This window comes from Hyalangium sp., assembly GCF_035629615.1.
GTDB lineage: Bacteria > Myxococcota > Myxococcia > Myxococcales > Myxococcaceae > Hyalangium.
In genome coordinates this window covers 1-20,449 of sequence record NZ_DASPHO010000886.1, presented here as the reverse complement: position 1 = coordinate 20,449, position 20,449 = coordinate 1, and the positions used below count along the sequence as shown (strand labels likewise).

General features: G+C 68.3%; 15 protein-coding genes and 2 pseudogenes. 8 read left to right on the top strand and 9 right to left on the bottom strand.

Annotated features, from left to right (window positions below):
• From VD972_RS44315 to amrB, 4 genes and pseudogenes are all read right to left on the bottom strand, one after another.
• Positions 1-193 (bottom strand): annotated as a pseudogene (locus tag VD972_RS44315) (hypothetical protein); the annotation flags it as partial.
• A 96-nt stretch (positions 194-289) separates the two neighbouring features.
• Complete coding sequence (locus tag VD972_RS44310) at positions 290-1,402, bottom strand: AI-2E family transporter (protein WP_324995993.1); 1,113 nt, start codon at positions 1,400-1,402, stop codon at positions 290-292.
• Positions 1,403-1,478: 76 nt separating this feature from the next.
• Entirely contained in the window at positions 1,479-2,030 is a 552-nt protein-coding gene (amrA, locus tag VD972_RS44305; protein WP_324995991.1) for an AmmeMemoRadiSam system protein A, read from the bottom strand.
• Complete coding sequence (amrB, locus tag VD972_RS44300; RefSeq protein ID WP_324995989.1) at positions 2,027-2,833, bottom strand: AmmeMemoRadiSam system protein B; 807 nt, start codon at positions 2,831-2,833, stop codon at positions 2,027-2,029. Before amrB ends, amrA begins: the two co-directional genes overlap by 4 nt.
• 197 nt (positions 2,834-3,030) lie before the next feature.
• Here amrB and VD972_RS44295 point away from each other — a divergent pair, with 197 nt between their 5' ends.
• On the top strand, positions 3,031-5,610 hold the full coding sequence (locus tag VD972_RS44295; protein ID WP_324995987.1) for an SDR family NAD(P)-dependent oxidoreductase: 2,580 nt from the start codon (positions 3,031-3,033) through the stop codon (positions 5,608-5,610).
• Between the two features lie 26 nt (positions 5,611-5,636).
• On the top strand, positions 5,637-6,815 hold the full coding sequence (locus VD972_RS44290; RefSeq protein ID WP_324995985.1) for a lipid-transfer protein: 1,179 nt from the start codon (positions 5,637-5,639) through the stop codon (positions 6,813-6,815).
• Positions 6,816-6,879: 64 nt separating this feature from the next.
• Here VD972_RS44290 and VD972_RS44285 read toward each other — a convergent pair whose 3' ends face one another.
• Entirely contained in the window at positions 6,880-8,961 is a 2,082-nt protein-coding gene (locus VD972_RS44285) for a S8 family serine peptidase (RefSeq protein WP_324995983.1), read from the bottom strand.
• Positions 8,962-9,263: 302 nt separating this feature from the next.
• Here VD972_RS44285 and VD972_RS44280 point away from each other — a divergent pair, with 302 nt between their 5' ends.
• Together VD972_RS44280 and VD972_RS44275 are read left to right on the top strand one after the other, a co-directional pair.
• Positions 9,264-10,103, top strand: a complete 840-nt coding sequence (locus VD972_RS44280) for a tetratricopeptide repeat protein (RefSeq protein WP_324995981.1) — start codon at positions 9,264-9,266, stop codon at positions 10,101-10,103.
• Positions 10,104-10,209: 106 nt separating this feature from the next.
• The gene (locus VD972_RS44275) at positions 10,210-11,859 is read left to right on the top strand and encodes an MXAN_5453 family MXYO-CTERM-anchored protein (RefSeq protein WP_324995979.1); all 1,650 of its coding nucleotides are present in this window, start codon (positions 10,210-10,212) and stop codon (positions 11,857-11,859) included.
• 45 nt (positions 11,860-11,904) lie between these two features.
• On the opposite strand, the pseudogene VD972_RS44270 reads toward VD972_RS44275, so the two are convergent.
• Positions 11,905-12,483, bottom strand: a pseudogene (locus VD972_RS44270) (peptide-methionine (S)-S-oxide reductase MsrA); the annotation flags it as partial.
• Between the two features lie 358 nt (positions 12,484-12,841).
• Here VD972_RS44270 and VD972_RS44265 point away from each other — a divergent pair.
• Positions 12,842-14,527 carry an NAD(P)/FAD-dependent oxidoreductase gene (locus VD972_RS44265; protein WP_324995977.1) on the top strand — a complete coding sequence of 562 codons (1,686 nt, stop codon included), beginning with the start codon at positions 12,842-12,844 and terminating at the stop codon, positions 14,525-14,527.
• A 72-nt stretch (positions 14,528-14,599) separates the two neighbouring features.
• Positions 14,600-15,937 carry a cytochrome P450 gene (locus tag VD972_RS44260; protein WP_324995975.1) on the top strand — a complete coding sequence of 446 codons (1,338 nt, stop codon included), beginning with the start codon at positions 14,600-14,602 and terminating at the stop codon, positions 15,935-15,937.
• A 16-nt stretch (positions 15,938-15,953) separates the two neighbouring features.
• Here the strand turns inward: VD972_RS44260 and VD972_RS44255 are convergent, their stop codons facing one another.
• Positions 15,954-17,336 (bottom strand): amino acid carrier protein, encoded by a 1,383-nt coding sequence (locus VD972_RS44255; RefSeq protein WP_324995973.1) that lies wholly within the window; start codon positions 17,334-17,336, stop codon positions 15,954-15,956.
• A 40-nt stretch (positions 17,337-17,376) separates the two neighbouring features.
• On the opposite strand from VD972_RS44255, the gene VD972_RS44250 reads away from it, so the two are divergent.
• A complete protein-coding gene (locus VD972_RS44250) occupies positions 17,377-18,681 on the top strand; it encodes a P1 family peptidase (RefSeq protein ID WP_324995971.1) in 1,305 nt (434 codons plus the stop codon).
• A gap of 132 nt (positions 18,682-18,813) precedes the next feature.
• Here the strand turns inward: VD972_RS44250 and VD972_RS44245 are convergent, their stop codons facing one another.
• Positions 18,814-19,566 (bottom strand): DNA alkylation repair protein, encoded by a 753-nt coding sequence (locus VD972_RS44245; protein ID WP_324995969.1) that lies wholly within the window; start codon positions 19,564-19,566, stop codon positions 18,814-18,816.
• A 25-nt stretch (positions 19,567-19,591) separates the two neighbouring features.
• On the opposite strand from VD972_RS44245, the gene VD972_RS44240 reads away from it, so the two are divergent.
• Positions 19,592-19,963 (top strand): VOC family protein, encoded by a 372-nt coding sequence (locus VD972_RS44240; RefSeq protein ID WP_324995967.1) that lies wholly within the window; start codon positions 19,592-19,594, stop codon positions 19,961-19,963.
• Between the two features lie 42 nt (positions 19,964-20,005).
• Here VD972_RS44240 and VD972_RS44235 read toward each other — a convergent pair.
• Positions 20,006-20,449, bottom strand: a 444-nt coding sequence (locus VD972_RS44235) for an alpha/beta hydrolase-fold protein (RefSeq protein WP_324995965.1), incomplete at its 5' end; no start/stop codon positions are given.

The following is a 20,449-nucleotide window of genomic DNA, read 5'->3' as shown; positions in this document are numbered from 1 at the left end:
ACGCCCCGCGCGACTCCTTGAAGTACCGCATCACCTCGTTGGGCCCGTCGTACACGTCACCCGTGGCGACGAGCTCGTAGCGAGGGTGGTGGAACGTCGCCAGCGTCGCATCGAAGTCGTGGCGGTTCTCCGACTCGAAGTGTTCTCGAATGAGGGCCTCACGGCGGGCGCGCAGATCTGCAAGGACGGACATAGACCGATGCTGCCTCAACGCCGCGAGTTGCCCAAGGACGGTGAGCGCCGAGGCGACGAGGAGCCTCGAGACAGTGTCGGTCTGACGGAGCGCGGCTCAGTGGTGCAGCGGCTCCTCGGTGTCGTCGCTCGGGGGCGGTGCTGCTGGCGCAGGTGCCGGGGCCGGGAGCTCGCGAGCCCACTGGCGGTTGCGCTGCTCCTGGACCCGCTGGAGGAGGACCTGGAGCGCCGCGGCCAGCGGCAGCGCCAGCACGGCGCCGAGCACCCCCATCCCCAGGGCTCCCGCGATGACGACGATGGCGATGAGCAGCGGGTTCATCTTCAGTGTCCGCCGCTGGATGAGCGGCTGGAGCACGTTGCCCTCGATCTGCTGGTAGATGAGGAACAGGGCCAGCGCGATCAGCGCGCGCCGGAAGCCCACCGTCGCCAGCGTGGTCAGCGAGACGGTGAGGGCCACCAGCAGGCTGCCAATGTACGGGATGAACCCGAGCACCAGGTACATGAGCCCGAGCGCCAGGAAGTAGGGGACGCCGAGCGCCCAGGTGACGGTGCCCGTCACCACGGCCCCCAGCGCGCAGATGAGGAACACCCCCACGAGGTAGCCGCTCACCGCCCGGTTCATGTCCAGCAGCAGCTCCCGGAGCTCCGGACGCCGGTCCGGCCGGATCCAGAGGATCCCCTGCTCGAAGAGCTGCTCACCTGCGAGCAGCCCGAAGACGGTGAGGGTGAGCACGGTGATCCCCGTGACGAGCACTCCCAGCGAGGAGCTGAGCACCCCGATCACCGGGCCTGCGATCGTCCCGGACACCCTCGGCAGCTCGCGCTCCAGGGACTCCAACACGCTGAAGCGCTCGTCGAGCGAGCGCAGCCATGCCGAGTCTCGCACCTGGGTGACGAAGCCGGGAAGCGCCTCCACGAGGTGGCTCACCTGATCCACCAGCATGGGGACGACGGAGAGCGCGATCAGCGTGAAGAGGCCCAGGAGCGAGATCAGCGACAGCATCACGCTCCAGCCGCGCTTGAGCCCCCATCTCTCGAACAGGCCCACCAGCGGCTCCAGCGCCAGCACCATCATCAGCGACACGGCCAGGAGCGCCAGCATCGGGCGCAGACGGTAGAGCACCAGCCCCAGCGCCGCGATGGCCAGCGCATGCAACCCCACCGTCCAGACGGTCCGGGGCGATACCTGTGAGGAACGGGACAGATCCATGGCGGCTCATAAGGTGGGGATTCCCCACGCCATGGCATCTGTCCCAGTCGTGGGACGTCCGCTGGAGTACAGGCGCTCAACTGCGCAGGTCGGGCTCTACCCAATCCTCGGCGGTGAAGCGCCACAGCTGCGTGCCCGGGTACCATGCCTCGGGCGACAGGCCCGCCTTGCGGCGCAGGAAGGCGAGGAACTCAAACGGATCCGGCAGCTGCTTCCACATCTTGGGGATGAAGACCCCGCGGTAGGGCCCCCACTGCAAGAGCACCCCATCCAGGCCTGGGCGCAGCGCTGCGATGGCCGCTGCCTCCGTCTTCACCTCCAGTTGTTCGAGCGGTGACAGCAGGCTCACCTCGAAGCGGACGACGTCCAGCTCATTGCGCTGGAGCGGAGAGAAGCGCGGATCGCGGTGGGCGGCGCCCCGGGCGTTGTCGATGAGATCCGCCGCCAGCGATCGGTGGGCCTCGAGGCTGCCAATGCAGCCGCGCAGCTCGCCTTCCTTGCGCAGCGTCACGAAGCAGGCCCCGGGCTCAGCCAGCCAGGGCTGTGAGGGCACCTCGACTTGCGGGCCATCGAGGGACTCATCCACGGCGGCGCGGGCGAGGGCGAGCAGCGTCGGGCCACGCATCATGCGGTCTCCTGGGGCGTGTCGAAGGCGAATGCACCGTAGCCGACCACCTGGGAGCGGTCACCGGCGGTGTCGCCCGAGTTGCGCAGGTCGAGCTCCTGAGCCCGCAGGCCACGGCGCCGGGCCGCGAGCAGCAGGCCGCTCATGGGAATGGCCCCGCAGGCCTGCTCGGTGTCGAGGTGCTCGGCGTCGAGCGCCAGGATGCGGTCGGCCGTCTCGCGGTCCACCGCGCGCGCCTCGTCGTAGGGGAGGTAGTGCGAGAGATCCGAGCTGACCAGGACGAGCGTGTCCTCGCGCTCCCAGAGCTGCTCGATGACCTCCGCAACCTGCTCGGCGCTGGCGGAGCCCACCACGAGCGGCACCAACGGGACGCCAGGGAGGACGCGCTGGAGGAAGGGGAGCTGCACCTCCAGGGAGTGCTCCTGGGCGTGTGGCAGTGCGGAGGAGGTGACCTGGGAGAGCCGGGACACGACGGCCGCCCCTTCCTCGTCCACCGGGACAATGCCGAGCGGCGTCGCCAGCCCTTCCACATCCGGGAGCGCCAGGCCCCGAAGATGGACGCGGTGCGCGGGGCCCAGCAGCACCACGCGGCGAAGGGAGGAGGAGGCACCCCGGAGCCGGGCATAGGCCGAGGCGGCGATGGGCCCCGAGTACTGGTAACCGGCGTGGGGAACGATGAGCGCCTTGGGAGCCTTCCCCGTCCCTTGGGGAGCACTGGCGAGGAGCCCGTCCACGGTGGCGGCGAGCCGATCCCGGTCTCCCGGGTAGAACGATCCGGCCACGGCTGTCGGACGTACCTTGATCATGACAGTGGGTAACCTCCTGCCAGCTCGAAGTCTTCCTGCTCGAGCATACTGTGGTTCGGCCTCAGCGCCGTGAGGCGAGAGGGCGGTACCCCTGCTCATTCTCTGACACCCTCCGTGAAATCTTCCATTCGGGGGGCCCGGTTGACGCTCGCCCGGCTGGCTGTCAGAACCGTCCTGACGCATTGACAGGAAAATCAATGGCCAACGAACTTCGCTTCGATGGAAGGGTCGCAATCGTCACCGGCGCTGGACAGGGCCTGGGGCGTGCACACGCGCTGCTGCTGGCCAGCCGCGGTGCCAAGGTCGTCGTCAACGATCTGGGAGGCTCCGCCACCGGAGGCGGCAAGTCCTCGGAGGCAGCCGACAAGGTCGTCGCCGAGATCAAGGCTGCTGGCGGCGAGGCCGCGGCCAACTACGACTCGGTGGAGGAGGGCGCGAAGATCGTCCAGGCGGCGCTCGATCACTTCAAGCGCGTGGACATCGTCATCAACAACGCCGGCATCCTGCGCGACACCACCTTCCACAAGATGACGGAGCAGGACTGGGAACTCATCTACCGCGTCCACCTGCTCGGCGCCTTCCGCGTCACCCATGCCGCCTGGCCGCACATGCGCGACGCTGGCTATGGCCGCATCATCTTCACCTCGTCCGCGGCCGGCCTCTACGGCAACTTCGGTCAGGCCAACTACAGCACGGCCAAGCTGGGCCTGGTGGGCTTCGCCCGCACGCTGGCGCACGAGGGCGCCAAGAAGAACGTCTTCGTCAACGTAGTCGCCCCCATTGCCGGCTCGCGGCTCACGGAGACCATCCTCCCCAAGGAAGTCACCGAGGCGCTCAAGCCCGAGTACGTGAGCCCCCTGGTTGCTGTGCTGTGCCACGAGGACAGCCAGGAGAATGGCGGGCTGTTCGAGGTGGGCGGCGGCTTCATGTCGAAGCTCCGCTGGCAGCGCACCGAGGGCGTCCGCTTCAAGCTGGGGCGCAACATCACCCCCGAGCTCGTCCAGAATAACTGGGAGCGGCTCACCGACTTCGGGAAGGCCACCTTCCCCGCGGACGTCGCCGAGGCGACGCAGCCGGTGATGGAGAACCTCGGCACCAAGAGCCGGGGTGGCAATGAGCTCATCGACGTCGACGCTGCCCTGGGCTTCGAGTTCCCGCCCATCACCACGGCGTATGACGAGCGCGATCTCTCGCTCTACGCGCTGGGTGTGGGCGCGGCGCGCGATCCGCTCAACCCCAAGGAGCTGCGGTTCGTCTACGAGAACCACTCGGAGGGCTTCCAGGCCCTGCCGAGCTATGCCGTGGTCCCCGCAGTGAACGCCGTCCTCAAGCTGGTGGCCGAGGGCAAGCAGGCGCCGGGACTGAACTACGGCCTGGATCGCGTGCTGCACGGCGAGCAGTACACCGAGCTGCTCCGGCCGCTGCCCCCGCACGCGAAGCTGCGCCACAAGGGGAAGATCAAGGACATCTTCGACAAGGGGAAGAACGCTCTCGTCGTCACCGACATCCGGACCTTCGATGCGGACACCGGCGAGGAGCTGGTCCGCAACGAGATGACCATCTTCGTCCGGGGCGCCGGCGGCTGGGGCGGCGACCGCGGCCCCGCGAGCGACGTCAACGTGCCGCCGGAGCGCGAGCCGGACGCCGTGGTAGCCGAGAAGACCTCCGAGAACCAGGCGCTGCTCTATCGGCTGTCCGGGGACTGGAACCCACTGCACGCCGATCCCGAGTTCGCCGGCACGTTCGGCTTCCCCAAGCCGATCCTCCACGGCCTGTGCACCTTCGGCCACGTGGTGCGGCACGTGCTCAAGTCCTTCCGCGACAGTGATGCGCGCTACTTCAAGAGCATCAAGGTCCGCTTCGCCGAGTCCGTCTTCCCGGGCGAGACGCTGCAGACCGAGATGTGGAAGGAGTCCGACTCGCGGATCCTCTTCCGGTGCAAGGTGCTTGAGCGCAACAGGGTGGTGATCAGCAACGCCGCCATCGAGCTGCACACCGAGCTGCCCAAGCCCTCCGCGGCGCCCAAGGCCGAGGCCCAGGCGCCTGCCGCCGCTGCTCCGGCCGCGGGTCAGGGCAGTGCCAGCGCGGACGTGTTCGCGGCCATCGGCCACTACGTGCAGAAGCACCCGGAGCTGGTGGGCAAGGTGGCCAATGTCTACCTGTTCAAGCTGACCCAGCCGGAGAGCTCCTGGACGCTGGACCTCAAGAACGGGCAGGGGAGCGTGGCGCAGGGCGCGGTGGGCAAGGCGGACTGCACCCTGGAGCTGACGGACGCTGACTTCATGGCGATGACCTCGGGCAAGGCCGATCCGCAGAAGCTGTACTTCGGTGGCAAGCTCAAGGTCTCCGGCAACGTGATGGCGTCCCAGAAGCTGAACTTCCTCACGAAGATCGATCCGGCCAGTGTTCCGAAGGCGGACGCGCCCAAGGGGGAGGCTTCGAAGAGCAGCGGCCCGGCGTCTGCTCCCGCCATCTTCAAGGCGCTGCGAGAGCGCCTGGCGAAGAGCCCCGAGCTGGCTGCTGAGGTGGGCGCCCTCGTCCAGTTCAAGCTCACCTCCCCCGAGAGCGCCTGGGTGGTGGATCTCCGCTCCGCTCCCGGCAGCGTGTCCGAGGGGACGCAGGCTGGAGCCACGGCAACGCTGACGCTGGCCGACGAGGCTCTGCTGGCTCTGGCCAAGGGCACGGCTGCTCGGGAGCTGTTTCAGCGGAGTAAGCTGAGGGTGGATGGGGATGTCCGGGTCGCCCACCGGCTGGGGTTCCTCAAGAATCTGGTCTGACGCGCATCACGAAAGAGAGACGAGTCATGGGTCGTCGAGTCAATGTCGCCGGTGTGGGCATGATCAAGTTCGCCAAGCCGGGGGCGAGCGAGGAGTACGACGTGATGGCGGCCAAGGCGGGCCGCGCCGCGCTGCAGGATGCCGGGATCCGCTACGAGGAGATCGAGCAGGCCTTCGTCGGGTACGTGTACGGCGACAGCACGTGCGGCCAGCGGGCCGTGTACGGGCTGGGGCTGACGGGCATTCCGGTCATCAACGTCAACAACAACTGCTCCACGGGCTCCACCGCGCTCTACCTGGCGCGGCAGGCCATAGAGGGCGGCCTGGCCGAGTGCGTCCTGGCGCTCGGCTTCGAGAAGATGGAGAAGGGCGCGCTGGGCGCGAAGTACGATGACCGGGTGAACCCGGTCGAGCGGCACGTGGACGTGCTGAACCGGACGCAGGGGTTTGCGAGCGGGCCGCTGACGGCGCAGATGTTCGGTGGCGCGGGCCGCGAGTACCAGTGGAGGTACGGGACGAAGCGGGAGACGTTCGCGAAGATCTCGGAGAAGGCGCGCAAGCACGCCTCGAAGAACCCGTACGCGCTGTTCAACCAGCCGCTCACGGTGGAGGAGGTCCTCGCCTCCGAGGAGGTGTTCGATCCGCTCACGCGCTACCAGTGCTGTCCGCCCACCTGTGGCGCGGCGGCGGTAGTGCTGTGCTCGGATGAGTTCGCGCGCAAGCACGGCATCTCGAAGCCGGTCTACATCGCCGCGCAGAGCATGACCACGGATCTGCCCTCGAGCTTCGAGGAGAGCATGATCAAGATGGTGGGCTTCGACATGGCGGCGAAGGCGGCGAAGCAGCTGTATGAGCGCGCCGGGATCGGCCCCGAGGACGTGGACGTGGTGGAGCTGCACGACTGCTTCACGGCCAACGAGCTGCTCACCTACGAGGCGATCGGCTTGTGCAAGGAGGGTGAGGCCGAGAAGTTCATCTGGGACGGGGACAACACCTACGGCGGGAAGTTCGTCACCAACCCGTCGGGCGGCCTGCTCTCCAAGGGGCACCCGCTGGGCGCCACGGGGCTGGCCCAGTGCACGGAGCTGGTGTGGCAGCTCCGGGGCCAGGCTGAGCAGCGCCAGGTGGAGGATGCGCGCATCGCCCTCCAGCACAACCTGGGGCTGGGCGGCGCGTGTGTGATGACGCTCTACCGCCGAGACTGAGCCACAGGATTGCTGAGAGGGCGGGTGCCCCAGTCTGGGGCACCCGGCCCGATGCCTGGCTCGCCTACGGCATGGCGCTGGCCGTCACCGTCACCGTGGGGGAGCAGGTCGTCGTGCTGCCCGTCTGGCAGACCTTGTAGGTGTAGGACGAGCCCGTCGGAAACCAGATCCAATCCCCGTGGTACCCATCGTTGGCGGTGGTCGTCACCTTCCTCTCGTTCCGGTAGAGGTCCACGTTCGTCCCCGTGGCTCCCGACCAGTACAGGTCCACACCGTGCAGGAAAGTGCCGAGGGCGTAGGCCTCCGCCTCGAGCTCGATAACCGCCACGTTGCCGGCGTTCACGGTGCTCGTCACCGTGTGGCTGGCCCCGTCGTCATCGGTCACGGTCAGTGACACCGAGTACAGGCCCGCGGCCGCGTAGGTGTGGCTGGGGTTGCGCGCGCTGGAGGTGGTGCCATCGCCGAAGCTCCAGCTCCAGCCGGTGAGGGTGCCGTCTGCGTCCGTGCTGCCATCCGTGAAGCCACAGCTGAGATCCGTGCAGGAGTGGGAGAATGCGGCCGTGGGCGCGCCATTGCCGCTGCCCATCAGCAAGTCGAGCGCCGCCTTGGCCTGCACCAGCCCGTGCCCGTAGGAGTTGTCCCGCCCCGCGGTGCCGAGATCCTGCGCCGTGCTCTCCAGCGCCTGCCGGATCTGCGTGTTCGTCCACGCGGGGTTGACGCTCCAGACGAGCGCCGCCACCCCGGACACGTGCGGCGTGGCCATGGAGGTACCGTCCAGGAGCTCGTAGCCGCTGGCCGGCTTGGTCACCTGGCTGACCACCGTCGCCGAGGTCCCGAGGCGGTTGGCCCGCAGGAACTGGCCATCCTCTTGGGAGATCGAGAGCGCCGGAATCGTGCTCGTGCCCTGCCCGAGCCCCCCTTTGAACGAGCCCGGGACGTTGTTGAAGATGATGGCGCCCGCACCGCCGCCGCGCTGCACGTTGCTGACCTTGTCCGCGAAGGTGGTGGTGCCGCGCTCACAGAGCACCATCTGCCCGCTCCAGCTCCCGGCGCTGTCGCACAGGCCGCCGTCCACCAGCGGAGCCGTGACGCCCGTGGTGCGCCTGGAGCCGTCGAGGCCATTGGCCACGTAGCTGACACCGCTCACGCTGACCGAAGAGTTCTCCTGAGCCGGCCACGTGGAGAGCACGCCCGCACCGGGAGCGGCCACGTCTACCTGATCGTTCCGCTGGGAGAACGAGGCCACCTGCCTGCTGGCGTCGATGGCCGCCACCGAGATGACCGAGGGGTAGGAGGCCGGGTAGCTGTAGGAGGTGTCCCCGCTGTTTCCGGCCGCCGCGATGGAGAGCACGCCCTCGTTGAAGGCGGCCTGGAACGCATCGCGCTCGGTGGAGCTGGGGAACTGGCCCCCCAGGCTCATGCTCACCACGTTGGCGCCGTTCGCCTTGCAGCGGTTGAGCGCATCCACGATGGAGGAGCCGAACGAAGCGCTGCAGTCGTTCCCGAAGATCTTCACGATGTAGAGCGAGATGCCATTCGGGTTGACGCCCACCACGCCCAGCGTGTTGTTCAGCCCGGCGATGGTGCCGGCCACGTGCGTGCCGTGGCCGCAGCCGTCGGTGCTCCAGTCGGACGGATACCCGGAGACGCTGCCGTCCTGGATGTCCTCGTGGGCCACGTAGAGCCCTGAGTCGATGATGCAGACCTTGCGGCTCGTCGCCGAGCCCTGCGGCCACACCAGCGGCGCCTGCACCATGTCGATGCCGAAGGGCATCTGCTGCGCCAGGGGGACACGCACGGGATCCGGCTCGATGGACTCGATGTCCGGGTTGCCTCGCAGAGAGGCCAGCAGCGAGGAGCTCAGCTGGGCGGCCACCGCGTTCTGCGGCCCCAGCTCCACCTTCACCTGTGCGCCCTGCTTCTCCAGTGCGGCAAGGCCTCGCTCGCTCCGGAGCCCGATCGAGTTCTTGTATCGAATGATGTAGCGGCCCGCAGTGCTCAGCGCGGCGGGGTTCTCGGCAGTGGAGCCCTCGCTCTCGGGACTCTGGGATTCCAGGGTGGGTTCTTCAGCACACGCCGAGGCCAAGAGCCCCAGAGAGACAAGACAGGGCCACAGCCAGCGGGTCTTGAGAAGCGGGAATGACACGGGTACCTCCTCGGTGCAAGGCGCGACCACCGCCCGAGGCGAGCGATGCGCCGTGCATTGCTGGAGCACGGCCCCGCACAAATCCAGGCCGGACTCGGACTCTTCTCCGCCGATGAACAGGTTCGAGACGAGATTCCCCAGCGGATGCCCGTCGCCCGACAAAGCGGCCGGAGCCGAAGGTCCGGTTTCGTACTCCGCTTGAACTATGCTCCCTGGCGCTACCGCTCTTCCACAACGGGCCGCAGGCCCGGGAGGTGTGTCACATGCTTCGCTCTGGAACCGGGGGAGGTCGGCGCTCATGGGTGAGCGGCCTCTGCCTGGCCATCGTCCTGCTGGCCACGCGCGGCGCCGCGCAGCAAGAGGCCTCGAAGGCGGAGGCCTTCTTCGGGAAGGAGGAGCTCTCCCGCCAGGCGCAGGCCCACGAGAAGGGCTGCAAGAAGGGCGACGCGGGGGAGTGCTTCAACCTGGCGCTGGTCTACCAGCAGGGGCTCGGGGGCGTGACGAAGGACGACGCTCGCGCTGCCACCTTCTTCCAGAAAGCCTGCGACAAGGGGCACCTGGACGCGTGCAACAACCTCGGCATCGCCTATGCGGAGGGGCAGGGGGTGAAGCGGGACCCGAATCAGGCGGTGGCCCTCTTCGAGAAGTCCTGCAAGGCGAACGATCCGAAGGGCTGCTTCAACCTGGGGCTGGCCCACAGCACGGGGCTCCATGCGCCGCAGGATCCGGTGAAGGCTGCCTCCTACTATGAGAAGGCCTGCAGCGCGGGCCATGCCGATGGCTGCTTCAGCCTCGGGCTCGCCTACTCGCGCGGCACCGGCGTGGAGAAGAGCCCGGAGCGCGCTGCCACGTTCCTCGACAAGGGCTGCGAGAAGGGGAACATGTCCGCGTGCAGCACGCTCGGCGTGTCCTATATGACGGGCACCGGCGTGAAACAGGACCAGAAGAAGGCCGTGGCCCTCTTCGAGAAGTCCTGCAACGCGGCCATGCCGGGAGGGTGCCTCAACCTGGGCTTCGCCCACATGCAGGGCAATGGGGTGGAGAGGAACCCGGAGCGCGCGAAGTCGCTGTTCCAGAGAGGCTGTGAGCTGGGACTCGCCCCCGCCTGTAACGCACTCCGGCGAGCCTCCAAGCCGCGCTGAGCCCCTCGAACAGGGCCTATCGGCCAGTGGTACGTTGCAGGGCCTGAGGGCAACGAGAGGTGCATCCATGAGTGAAGCGAGGCAGAGACAGTTCCGGGAACCCTCCGTGAGAGGACAGGGTGCGTGGGCAGTGCTCGCGATGCTCACGCTGGCGGTGCCGGCCTGGGCGGAGCTGCCGAACTACACCTTTCAGCTCCAGGCGCGGACCAACCTCCTGGGGAACCCGGGTGGCGCCTACAACGTGGATCCGGGCAACCTGCTCCCGGGCAGTCTCCATGTCCCCATCACCCAGGATCGACAGGTCGCCTTCCGGTTCTCCATCACCCCCGAGGGCCGCAGGGCCGTGTGGTGGGGAAGGAGCGGCCAGGGCAGCCGCATCTACCTGCTCCCGGAGCTCGGGGAGGACACGCTCCTGGGAGATCCGGGCCTCAACTCGGACGCGAACATCGCGTTTGCCGTCACCGGCGCGGCCACCGCCACCAACAACGGCATCTACCTGCTGAAGGCCACGACGCCGAGCCAGGTCCGCATCATCCGAGAGCCCGTCGGCGCCACGGACTGGAGCTCCTTGTGGCTCAATGAGTCAGGACAGATGGGGTTCCGCGCCACCATCTCGGGCTTCAGGGCCTACGTCGTGGTGTCTCCCAAGGGCACGGGCTTCGAGGCGAAGTTCCTGGCCAAGGAGAAGACGCTCGATGGAACGAGCCCCTACGAGTTTCTCTACTCGCCCACCCTCAACGACCGGGGACAGATGGCGGGCGTGGGAGATCTCGCTCCCGCCTCCGGCGAGTACTTCCAGGAGCTCCGGATCTTCAACGCGAGTGGGACGTCGACGCGCATCGCCCAGTCGCGAGGGCGGGATCCTTCCTCTCCCATCTTCCGCTTCGCGTCGGTGGCACCTGCCCTCAACAACAACGGGCAGCTTGCCTTCCTGGGCACGGCCAAGGACGCGAACCAGGCGAACCGCGTCACGCTCTGGCTGTGGGATGGCACCGCGCTGAGGGTGCTCGCGCAGGATGGGCAGAATGGCATCCGCGACATGGAGTTCTTTCCTCCCGATATGAATGACAGCGGACTGGTCGTCTTCCGAGCCATCGACAGCGCGGGCCTGCGTGCCGTGTGGGTGCATGATGGGCAGGAGATGAAGCGCGTGGTGAGCGAGCATCAGCTCCTCCCCTCGGATCTGGGAACGGCTCGCGTGGACCAGGAGACGCCTGCCAATCCCGTGTTTGCCGGCTCTCCGATGATCAACTCGCGGGGAGACGTTGCCTTCGTCGCTGGGCTCGCGCCTCAGGACAATGATCAGGTGGAGTGGGGGACGGCCATCTACATCGCCCGGTCATCGCTCCCGATTCCCGGTCCACCGGATGCAGGTGTGCCGGACGCAGGTGTGGACGCGGGTGTGGATGCGGGCTCGGGAGAGCCGCCGGATGCCGGTGTGGATGCAGGCTCGGGAGAGCCGCCGGATGCCGGTGTGGATGCAGGCCCGGAGGAGGTGCCGGACGCAGGCCCGGAAGAGATGCCGGACGCGAGCGTGGACGCCGGGCCGGACGATCCGCCGGATGCGGGTCCGAGGGTCGATGCGGGACCTGGAGAGGCACCCGACGCGGGCAACACAACGCCACCACCCGGTGAAAATCCGGACAGTGGTTGTGGCTGCCAGGCTGCCCCCGCTGTGGTGCTCTGGCCCTGGTTGTTCCTGGGCCTGGCGCGGTACCTGGCGGCGCGCCGCCGGAGAGGCTCGAGCCGCACCTGATTCCGCCGCAGGACGGCACACCGGGTCTGGTGCCCGCCCTCGCCCTCAGCGGCGGCGGTGCCCCAGGGCCGCCTGAACGAGCCGCCGCATCTGCAGCCGAGCCGCCTCCGAGAGCCCGAGGCGCTCGAGTTCGGCCTCCAGGTCCTCCTGCTTCCAGTGGCCGTCCACGCAGGCGTTGAGCCACATGGCGACCGTGGAGTCCTCGAACTCCCGCTCGCTGTAGCCCGCGAGCTCGTGCATCAGGGCTGTGTACCGGCGCAGGTAGTACTTCTGGTGGTAGTCCTCGGCCCGGTAGAAGGTGCCCAGTGGGAGGACGGGCGTGAGCAGGGGCCCGCTCTTTCCCGCCACGGCCTGCCTCCCGGTCGCGAGCGCCAGCCGCTTCTGCGCCTCGTCTGCGTAGAACACGGCGGACATGTACTGGCGGCTGTACGGACGCTCGGTGGGATCGATCTCCTTCCAGAAGGACCCCAGCAGCGTCTCATAGGAGATCCGCGTGGGGTCGTAGTCGATCTGGAAGGACTCCGTGTGGTCCCCGAGGCGACGGTAGGTGGGATCGGGCTGGGTCCCTCCGGTGTAGCCCACGCGGGTCCGAACCACTCCAGGAAGACACCCGAACCGGGCGTCAGGTCCCCAGAATCAACCCACCGCGAAGGTGGCAGTCTCCACGTGGGTGGGCGCCATCCCGTCCACTGGGAGCCGCCGGGCGGCGGGAGCTTCGACATTCAGGGCTGGCTTCATGGCAGTGCCTCCATGGGACTCTACGGATGAACACGGCTCGAGGTTACACGCCTTCCCAGAGCATACAGGCCAGGAGGCCCCCAGCTGCAGCACCCCAGCCACCCTGCGATGTTTTTCGCCATTTCTCAGACCCCGAGGTAGCGGAGTGCGGCGGGGCGTCCGACACGCGTGTCCACCCGACCGATACGCCTCCCTCCGTGAGGTGTCAGAGTTCGGGTCCCCCCCCAACATCTCGAGGAATCTGATGGCGCGTACCCAGCTGATGAACTTCGTCCTGCGTGCACTGCGCACCGCTCGGCGAGCTGCCGCCGCGGGCCTGCCTGTGCCCGAATATGCCGCACAGCACCGTGAGCGCGCGCGCTTCGATCGTCGAGCATTCCTCCAACTCTCCACGGGAGTGGCGGGAGCCGCCATGCTCTCGGCCTGCGGAGAAGAGTCGGAGACCGTGGCGATCGTGGGCGGAGGGATGGCCGGGCTGCACTGCGCGCACCGGTTGAAGCAGCTCGGCGTCACGGCCCAGGTCTACGAGGCCTCGTCTCGAGTGGGTGGGCGCATGTTCACGGTGCGGGACGTCTTCCCCGACGGCCAGCACGCAGAGCTGGGCGGAGAGCTCATCGACACCGGCCACCTCACCATGCACGACCTGGCCCAGGAGCTGGAGATCGAGCTGCTGGACTACGCGCAGGAGGATCCGAACCTGTCCCAGCTGGTGGCCTTCTTCGGCGGGCGGAGGCTCACCGAGGAGGAGATCCTCCAGGGCTTCGCGCCCATCGCGGAGCGCGTGGACGCGGCGCTCGAGTCGCTGCTGGATCCGGAGGAGTACGTCACCTATCAGATACCCAATGGGGCCGAGGCGCTGGACCAGCTCTCGCTGAGCGCGTGGCTGGACAGCGCGGACATCCCGGCGACAGATCCCGTGCGCCGGCTCATCGAGCTGGCCTACGTGGGTGAGTTCGGCCTCGAGGCGGACGAGTGCAACAGCCTCAACCTGCTGACCTTCATCTCCACCGACACCACCCGGCTGGAGCTCTTCGGTGAATCCGACGAGCGCTTCCACGCGAAGGAGGGCAACGATGTCTTCCCACGCCGGCTGGCGGAGCGGCTGGATCCCGAGCAGCTCCAGCTGGAGCATCGGCTGGTGGCGGTGAAGGAGCTGTCCGATCTCCGCTACCGGCTCACCTTCTCCACGCCTGGTGGCACCCGGGAGGTGAAGGCGGACCATGTGGTGCTTGCGCTGCCGTTCACCCTGCTGAGGCAGGTGGATCTCCAGGTGGAGCTACCAGCGGTGAAGCGCAAGGCCATCACGGAGCTGGGGTACGGCACGAACACGAAGCTGATGGTGGGCTTCTCCTCGCGTCCGTGGCGCCAGGCGCAGCACCTCTCAGAGGGGAGCACCTACGCGGACACCGGCTATGATCAGACCTGGGAGACCAGCCGCCAGCAGCCGGGTACCGCCGGCATCATCACCCAGTACACGGGAGGCCAGAAGGGCCTGTCGCTCGGAGAAGGCACCCCCGAGCAGAAGGCGGTGGAGTTCCTCGACAGCTTCGATCGCGTCTTCCCGGGCGTGAAGGCCGCGGCCAATGGCGCCGTGGCGCGCATGCACTGGCCGAGCTACCCGCTCACGCTGGGCAGCTACTCCGCATACAAAGTGGGTCAGTTCACGACGATCGCGGGTGCGGAGATCGAGCGGGTGGGCAACCTCCACTTCTGTGGCGAGCACACCAGCCTGGACGCGCAGGGCTACATGGAGGGCGCCGCCCTCACCGGCGCGATGGCAGCGGACGAGGTGGCTGGTGATCTCGGCCTCACGGTGGAGGAGCGGCTGGGCGCAGGGGGACGCATCCTGGTCCGGGCCCGGGCGGCGCGGGTGCATGGCCGCTGGCTGGACGGCATGCGCCGCTCGGTCCGGCGGCGGCGCGCGGGGTAGAGGCGCGGCAGGTCGTATCGGGGCGAGAGGGCGGCTATCCTTCTCGCTCCTGTCGAACCACGAGGTCCCCGCATGTCCCTATCCCTTCGAGGGCCACGCACCAAGGTGCTCCAGTCGATTCACTTCCTCAAGGACACCGCGGGCTTCGTCCGCAAGTGCATTCAGCGCTATGGCGATCCCTACCTGGCCCAGCTGCCCATGGGCACGGTCGCTGTCACCGGAGATCCGGAGGGAGTGCGGGAGATCTTCTCCGCGGACCCGGAGATCTTCGAGCCGCTGTCGCGCTCGGTGCTCGAGCCCCTGGTCGGCTTGAACTCGATGCTGCTGATCAGCGGAGAGCGCCACAAGCGGGAGCGGCGGCTGCTGATGCCCCCCTTTCACGGCGAGAGAATGAGGGCCTACGGCGCTCGGATGCAGGAGATCGTCTTGCGCACCCTGGAGGGGCTGCGCCCGGGGGACTCGCTGGTGGCCTTGGAGAAGACGCAGGCCATCTCTTTGGAGATCATCATCCGTGCGGTCTTCGGCGTCGACGAGGCGGAGCGGGTGCGGCGCTTCAAGGAGGTCATCACGGCCTATGGCCAGTCCTATACGCTCCCCATTGCGATGGCCCCGCCGCTGCGGCGCTCCTTCGGCGGAAGAGGCCCCTGGGCGCGCTTCCAGCGGAGCGCAGAGGCCCTGGACGGGCTGCTGACGGAGCAGATCGGGCTCCGTCGTGCGGACAGCCAGCAGCGCGAGGACATCCTCTCCCTGCTCCTGGCCACGCGAGACGAGGCGGGCCCGCCCCTGTCCGACGCGGAGCTGAAGGACGAGCTGCGCACGCTGCTCGTCGCCGGGCACGAGACCACGGCCATCGGCATGGCGTGGGCCGTGTACTGGCTCCACCGCACCCCCGGGGCGAAGGAGCGCCTGGAGCAGGAGCTGAGCCTGCTGGGCCCTCGGCCCGAGCCCGAGGCCCTGGCGCGGCTGCCCTACCTGGGGGCGGTGTGCGACGAGACGCTGCGAATGTTCCCCGTGGTGGCGCTCGTCAACCGCAAGCTGCGCGCTCCCTTTGCGCTGAAGGGGCACAAGCTGCCCGCGGGCATGGGGCTGATGGTCTCCATCACCCAGGCGCACTCCAACCCGACGGTCTTCCCGGAGCCGGAGCGCTTCCGGCCGGAGCGCTTCCTGGAGCGGAAGTTCTCTCCCTTCGAGTACATGCCCTTTGGCGGTGGTGCCCGGCGCTGCCTGGGCGCGGCCTTCGCCCTCTACGAGATGAAGGTGGCGCTGGGCTCACTGCTGGCGGCCCACCGCTTCTCGCTGGCGCACGACCGGCCCGTCCGGCCCGTTCGCCGCCACGTGACGCTGGCTCCCGAGGACGGCATCCCGCTGCGCTACGAGGGGCTCGTGCAGGGGGCCGCCGTGGCGGCCTGAGGCACCAGAGGGCGGCTCAAGGAAGGGGAGGGCCCGAGCTGGAGGGACCGGGAGCCTGGGGCCCCAGTGCTCGGGACTTCTGCCGCTCTCGCAGGGCAGCTGCCACCACGCCGGACAGGCCAATGATGCCCACCATGTTGGGGAAGATCTGCAGGCCGTTCATCAGATCTCCCCACGCCCACACCAGCTCGGGCTTGCTCACGGCGCCGAAGTAGATGAGGCCGCAGTACACCCAGCGGTAGGGCTTCGTGATCCTCTTGCCCCCGATGTACTCGAGGAACTGCTCGCCGTAGTACGCCCAGCCGGTGAGCGTGGTGTAGCCGAACAGGAACGAGCAGAAGGCCACCACCCAGCCTCCCACGGGGAGGGCCGTGTCGAAGGCCGAGGCGACCAGCGCCGTGCTCGTCTTCCCCGACTGCCACACGCCGCTCACCAGGATCGTCAGGGCGCTGATGGAGGAGGTGACGAAGGAGACGATGAAGACCTCCATCACCGCGTTGAGCCCCTGCTGGACAGGTTGCTCGCTGCGCGCGCTGCCGTAGGCCACCGCCGCCGTGCCGTACCCGGCCTCGTTGGCGTAGATGCCGCGGGCCAGGCCGTAGCGCATGGCGACCATCACCCCGACGCCCGCCGCGCCGCCTCGGGCTCCTTCCATGGAGAAGGCCTCGCGGAAGATGAGGGCGAAGACCTCCGGCACCTGCCCGGCGTGAAAGAGGATGACCCACAGTCCGCCCGCCAGATAGAGGCCCACCTTCAAGGGCGCGAGCTTCTCGGCCACCCGGCCGATGGAGCGGACGCCGCCGATGATGACAAGCCAGGCCAGCACGGCGATGCCGATTCCCGAGGCCCAGGTGGGGATGCGGAACTGGCTCTCCAGCACCACGGCCATGGAGTTGGGCTGGGTGAAGGGCGTGGTGGTGAGCGCCGCGACTCCCGCCACCAGCGCGTAGATCCACGCCAGGGTGGGCGAGCGGAGCCCCTCCTTGAGGTAGTGCATGGGCCCGGCGGAGACGTGTCCGCCCTGGATGGAGCGGTAGCGGATGCCGAGCATGGCCTCCGTGAGCTTGATGACGGTGGCGAAGAAGCCGTAGACCCAGATCCAGAAGACGGCGCCGGGGCCGCCGGAGACCACCGCCGTGGCCACACCGGCGATGTTGCCCGTGCCGATGGACGCTCCCAGGGCGGTCATGAAGGCTTGAAAGGGGGAGAGTGCCCCGCGGGCCCCCTCTTGCTGGGCGGGCACCAGCGTCCGCGCGGCCTCCGGGAAGAGCCGCACCTGGACGAAGCGGTAACGGAGCGTCAGGAAGAGGCCTGCTCCCAGGAGCATGAACAGCGTCCACGGGCCCCAGACGAAGTCACTGGCCCAGATGATGGCGCGGCGGAGGGGCTCGGGGAGCATGCGTGGTGCGCACGCTACACCGCTGATAGGAGGGGCGGCCATGAGTTCTCGCCCACTCGAGTCCCTTCTGCTTGCCCTGTTCCTCCTGGGATTGCCTGGGAGCGCTGCTGCCCAGGCTGCCCCGGTGAAGACGGCGCCGACTGCCCCTCTGAGGAAGACGCCGCCCACCCCGACGCAGGCTCCGCCCACTCCGGCAAAGGCCCGAGCGGGTGAGCTGGGCATCCCCTTTGGGGGCCAGTCCGGGCCTCTGGGGGCCATCACGGATGTCCTGGGCGTCGAGGTCGGCCATGCCACCGTCCTCTCCGGGCAGGGCCGGCTCGTGGTGGGCCGGGGGCCGGTGCGCACGGGGGTGACCGTGGTGTGGCCTCGGGGCAAGGCCGAGACGGCGCCCGTCTTCGCGGCCACTCACGTGCTCAACGGCAACGGGGAGATGACGGGCACCCACTGGGTGAACGAGTCAGGGCTGCTCTATGGCCCCACGTTGCTCACCACGACCACCAGCGTGGGGACGGTGCGCGACGCGATGATTGCCTGGGCCGTGAAGCGGGAGCGTTCCTTCGAGCTCAGCCTGCCGGTGGTCGCGGAGACCTACGATGGCCTCCTGAACGACATCGACGGGTTCCACGTCCGGCAGGAGCACGTGTTCAAGGCGCTCGACGGCGCGAGCCGAGGGCCCGTTGCGGAGGGCTCGGTGGGAGGCGGGACGGGGATGCTCTGCCACGGCTTCAAGGGGGGGATCGGGACCGCCTCGCGCAAGCTCCCGGAGGCGCAGGGGGGCTACACGATCGGGGTGCTGGTGCAGTGCAACTACGGCAAGCGCCGGCACTTCACGGTGGCAGGCGTCCCGGTGGGGGAGGAGATCACGGATCTTCAGGCGTGCACGACGGGCGATCGGCCTCCCTCGAACGCGCTCATCACGAACATGCCTGCGTGTACGAAGCAGGGGGCGTCCCTACCGTCCTTCCCCGAGGGAATGGGCTCGATCATCGTGGTGGTGGCGACGGATGCGCCCCTGCTGCCGCACCAGCTCGAGCGGATGGCCCGGCGTGTTCCCCTGGGCATCGGCAAGATGGGCGGACTGGGAGAGGATGGCTCCGGGGATCTCTTCCTGGCCTTCTCGACCCAGCCCACGCTCCCGGCCACGCCGGGCCCGGTCGCCACGGTCTCCACGCTCGACAACGAGCGAATGAACCCCCTCTTCGAGGCCACGGTGCAGGCGACGCAGGAGGCCATCCTCAACGCGATGCTCGCCGCGGACATGATGACGGGCGCGGACGGCATCCGCATCTTCGCCCTGCCTCACGACCGGCTGATGGAAGCGATGAGGAAGTACGGGCGGAAGTGAGCCTCTTCTGCTGCTAAGCACAGTGCCTGCGAGCGAGCGTGCCGAAGGCGTTCTCGCAGAACCCGTCCGCTTGTCAGACAGGCTCGTGCCATGCGCCGCCCGCCGGTCCGCCAACCCGGAGCTGACAGGCTCTCACCGCTCCATGAAGGAGCGGCGGCGCTGGGGAGAGAGCTTCTCGATGGCGTAGCGGAGCATGGTCCGCGGCATCTCTCCGGCGTGGCGCTTGAGGAAATCCTCCAGGCGAGGCAGATCCCGCTCGCCTACCTCGCGCAGCATCCACCCCACGGCCTTGTGAATCAGATCGTGCGGGTCGTGGAGCAGGCGCTCCGCGATCGCCAGCGTGTCCTCGAAGTCTCCGCGCCGGATGAAGGCCTGCGTCGCGATGATGGCGATGCGCCGCTTCCACAGCGAGGAGTCCCTCGCGAAGGTGTGCAGCATCTTCCGGAGCTCCGGGTGCGCGATCAGGTGCTCTCCGAAGATCTTCGGCGCCACCGTGTCCACCAGATCCCAGTTGTTCAGCCCGGCCAGCTGCTTGCGGCAGAACTCGAAGAGGCGCGCCCGAGTCTCCTCGTCCGCCTTGCGGAACTGCTCGGTGAGGATGAGGAACCCAGTGAGTCGGTGCTCGTGGATCGGGCTGCCCACCAGCTTCGCCAGCTCGGGGAGAGGCGTGTCCCGGTGGCGCTTGGCGATGCGGCGCTGCTCCGGCACCGTCACCCCCAGGAACCGATCTCCCTCGGCGTACTCCCCCGGGCCCGTCTTGAAGAACCTCGGGAAGAATGCGGCCTTCTCGGGATCGGCGGCCTGGGCCAGCTCCTTCATGATCGGCTCGGCGGACATCGTCCCAGCGCTCCCGGCTGCCGGTTCCTTCGCTCTGCTGGCCTTCATCGTTCCCCTCCATTAGACACCGCTCATGGGAAGCGAATCAGGGATGGCGGCCTTCGTGAAGCTGCTCGTGTCTGACGACGAGCGCTCGGCACGGTTCTATGAGGCACTTGGCTTTGAGCGGTTGCAGGCCGAGCCCCCTTTCATCCGCCTGAGATGGGGCGAGGGCGGAGACGTCTACCTGGTGGCCACCCCCGCGGGTGCGGCCCTTCAGGGACGGCGGGGGCTCGGCATGCTGGTGGGATTCCGAGCAGGCCCCCAAGGGCTCGATGCGGTGCTCGCCCGAGCGCTGAAGCTCGGGGTGGAGGTGGACGGGCCCACCCTTCAGCCTTGGCACACGCGAGAGATCCTCCTCACGGACCCGGACGGGTACCGGCTGAACTTCATTGAGCCAGCCTGAAGCCCATGGAGCGGAGCCCCGCGGGAGCGCCCGCCATTCGCCTCAGGGTGCCGGCTTGCTCCACGGAGTGGGGTAGAGGTACTTGAGGACATCGCCAATGCGCTCGGCCCAGGCCGTCTCCGTGTGCACGGCTCCAGCCACCTCCAGGTACTTCAGGTCCTTGCCGAGCACCCAGCCCTCGGCCACCAGCGCGTCGCGCAGCAGCCGGGTGTCCTCCACTGTCTCCTGGCTCCCCTTGGACTCCTCGGTGCCGATGTCCACCCAGATCTTCAAGGGCTGCTTCCTCTTCAGCGCCTTCACCCGCGCGAGGATGTCCTTGTTGGCCCAGAACACCGAGGGGGACACCACCGCCAGTCGCCGGAAGATGTTCGGGTACTTCAGGCCCAGGTGCAGCGTCACCAGGCCCCCCAGAGAGGAACCTCCGAGCCCGGTGGACTCGGGGCCCGTCTTCGTGCGGAACGTCCGATCGATCATCGGCTTGAGCTC